This window comes from Streptomyces sp. NPDC002206 (assembly GCF_053593595.1).
In genome coordinates this window covers 1-3,366 of sequence record NZ_JBSFCW010000085.1, presented here as the reverse complement: position 1 = coordinate 3,366, position 3,366 = coordinate 1, and the positions used below count along the sequence as shown (strand labels likewise).

The window sequence follows — 3,366 nt, the reverse complement described above, 5'->3', positions numbered from 1 at the left end:
GCCCCCCGGGCGGGGGGGGGGGGGGGGGGGGGGGCAGCCCCGCCTCGCCGCCACGCGACCGCGAGACCAACCTAGCCCAGCGAGGCTGGTGAGCGACGTGCGTTCAGGAAGCCGGGGTGCTGTCGTCGTCCGAAGCCAGACGGTCAAGAGCGTCGCGCAGAGCAGCTCGGGAGGTGACTCCGAGTTTGGGGAAGAGCTGGTGGAGATGCGTCGAGACAGTGCGCGGGGAGAGGAACAGCCGCTCACCGATCTCCTTGTTGGTCAGGCCGGCCGCCGCCAGCTTCGCGATCTCCCGCTGCTGCGGCGTCAGCGGGACCCCGGTGAGGAGCTGCGGACTCTCCCGGTGGCCGCCGGTGGCGCGCAGCTCCTGGGCCGCCCGGGCGGCCCACGGAACGGCTCCGAGCCGACGGAAGGCGTCCGCTGCGACAGCGAGGTGGTGGCGTGCCTCGGCGGTGGCCTTGGCGCGGCGCAGGTGCTCGCCGTAGCAGAGGTGGATCCGGGCCAGGTCGAAGGGCCAGCGCTCGGCCCCAGGGACCGCCAGCGCCCGCTCGTACCGGATGCGCGCGTCGCCGTCGGCGGGAAGAGCGGCAAGGGCGTGCAGCAGCATCGCGAGCCGCGGGGAGAGGGCGTCGATGCCTGCCTCGCGGGCCGCGGCCACGTGCGCGCGTGCCTCGTCGCGGCGGCCGGCCCGTACCGCGGCCTCGGTGAGGTCCAGCAGCATCCACAGGGCATGCGGGACGAACGGCGGGAAGTTGCCGGCGGGCAGTACGGACGTCGCCTGCTGGTAGGCGTCCTCGTAGTCTCCTCGGCCGAGGGCGGCCAGGGTTCGTACATGCGCGGCGTAGAAGCGGACGACGCCGACCTGCCGGGGCCAGGCCCACCGGTCCATCTCGTCGGTCAGCTTCTCAGCGGCGGCGTAGTCGCCCTGGGCCGCAGCACGGGCAGCGAGGAGGAAGTTCCCGGCCCACGCCAGCAGCGGGAATCCGTGGTCCTGGCACAGCGCGAGTCCTTCGTGGACCACGCGACCCAGCTGTTCCCACTGCCCGGTGTGCAGGGCATGGTTGCCACGCAGGAAAAGTGCGTTGATCGCCAGGGCGACGGCCTGGCCCTTGCGTCCCGCCTCGGCCACGCGCGTCAGCGCCTCAACGCATCCGCCCAGCCGGTCGACGTATGCGGCCGCGATGCCCACGCGGATGATGTGGACCGGGTCGGACTCGTACGGGAGTCCCGCAATTTCTGCGTCGAGCTGCGCGAGGTGCTCCCGGCCGCAGCGCACCGGGTCGGCGAAGGTCGCTCTCGTCACGGTCAGGATCCCCGGATCAGCGCGGAAGCGGCCAAGGGATGCGTCGAAGGAACCCCACAGCTCCGGTCTGCCGCCGAAGAAGCAGACGAGCAGCAGGGTGTGGAGGGCTTCGACGGCGGTGGGGTCCTGCGGGTCGTAAGGCGTGGGTTGCAAGGCTACGGCTGAGCTGAGCAGATGGTGGGCGGTGTCGATGTCGCCTGCGCTGTTGAGCAGGTATGAGGCCCCGGCCACGGCCGCAGCCAGGGGCGCAGGTCCGGGCGCCGCCCGCCGTACGTCGTCGAGCAACTGCGGCACCTCGTACAGATCCCCGGTGATGCAGGCGCCCAGATGCGCCGCTTCGGCCAGCCTGCGGGCATGCTGCGGCCGGTCGGCACTGAGGTCCGCGGCGCGCAGCAGCGCGGCGATGGCGAGGGTGCCGTCGCCACGACGGCTCATGCTGCGTGCGGCACGCTCCAGCAGTTCGGCCACCTTCTCGTTGGCGCCCACGGTAGCCTGGCCCAAATGCCAGGCCTGCCGCTCCGGCTGATCGTCCAGTGGCCGGGCCAAGGCCAGGTGAGCGCTGCGGCGCTGCCCGCTCGTGGACAGGTCGACCACGGCGAGCCGGATCAGCGGGTGGCGGAACGTCAGGCGTCCGGTTCGGTCGTCGACACGTATCAGCCGGGCATGCTCGGCGGGTCCGAGCTGCTTGACGCTGGACCGGCCCGCCACGGCGGCCTGCAGCAGGTCCAGGTCGCCGGTGCCTTCAAGAGCAGCGAGCAGCAGCAGGTAGCGCGTGATCGCAGGCAGGGCTTCGACGCGTGAGGCGAACACCGCTTGCAGGCGGTCGCTGAGGGGAAGGTGCGCAGGAAGCCGCGTCGTCGCTGTACGCTGCGCGCGTGTGAGCGGCACCGGGAGTTCGAGGAGGGCGAGGGGGTTGCCCTGAGCCTCGGCCATCAACCGGTGCCGGACTGCGGCGGCCAGGTTAGGGAAGCGGCTGACCAGTAAGAACTCAGCGGCATCGTCGGTCAGTGGCTCCACAAGGTGGGTTGCGCAACCGGTGTGGTCGAAGTAGCCACCCACCTCGGGGCGCTCAGCCGCCAGCAGACCGGCCCGCGTCCCGAGCAGTCTGCGGGCCACGCCGCCCAGGACCAGGGCGCTGGTGGGATCCATCCACTGCAGGTCGTCCAGGATCAGCAGCAAAGGGCGCCGGCGTGACATTCCGGTCAGCAACGAAAGCACCGCCCTGGTCACGTCCTCATGACCGGGTGCCAGCCCCGTGCCCTGTCCCAGGGCGACCGTCAGCACCTCTCTGTGGCGCCGGCCGAGTGCGTCGATCTCGTCGAGCACCGGAGTGAGCAGCTGACGGACGGCCCCGAAGCCGGTCTGGGCCTCGAACGGCGTTCCTGTCGCATGCAGGACACGCACGCCGATAGCCACTGCCCGGGCGGCTACCGCCGCCAGCAGCGCGGTCTTGCCCACCCCCGGCTCACCGGAGATCACTAGGGCGCTGCCCGCCGCCGGAAGCCCTCTGAGAAGGGCGTCCATACGCCGCAGATCTGCCTCCCGGCCGATCAACAGCTCCGGCAGGTCCCCGCCGCCTCCGGGCCTCAGATGTGAGGCCATCTCAGGGCCTTGCTCCGTAGCGCTCATGTTTCACCCCCTGACCCGCCAGCGCGGGGATGCGATCTGCCGCAGTTCGCGCCCGCTGCCCTTCGTACACCGGTGTCGTCACTTTGCGGCATCTGGGGAACACGCCGCTTCTGTCACAAGACCTGACCTGCCCGGAAGGCCGGCATCCGCCGCCGGCGGGAGCTGGTGTCGCCGAGTTCGAAACGCGGGTGGCGCCGAGCGGTGAGCTCACGGTGGTGGCGCATCCTCACCGTCTGGGCTGACCAGCGCAGCGTGCATGTGGCGATGGATGCAACGGTGGGACCGTCCCTCGCGGACCCAGGAGAACCTGCGGTGGCGCACGTCGCGCAGCAGCCAACACCTAGTACTCCAGCAGTACTTTGTGGCTTGACCTGGGGAAACGTCGAGCGGTGGGAGTGTAGCGGGCAGGTTGCCGTCACGGACGGCTTCTGCCC

1 protein-coding gene is annotated in these 3,366 nt (G+C 71.1%); it reads right to left on the bottom strand.

The window, feature by feature from the left end:
* Positions 1-103 precede the first annotated feature (103 nt).
* Complete coding sequence (locus tag ACWCP8_RS41085; protein ID WP_451121658.1) at positions 104-2,905, bottom strand: AAA family ATPase; 2,802 nt, start codon at positions 2,903-2,905, stop codon at positions 104-106.
* Positions 2,906-3,366: the final 461 nt, after the last annotated feature.

What these genes read in the sequence shown, in the direction of transcription:
- ACWCP8_RS41085 (WP_451121658.1), bottom strand. Translation starts at nt 2,905, where the DNA reads ATGGCCTCACATCTGAGGCCCGGAGGCGGCGGGGACCTGCCGGAGCTG.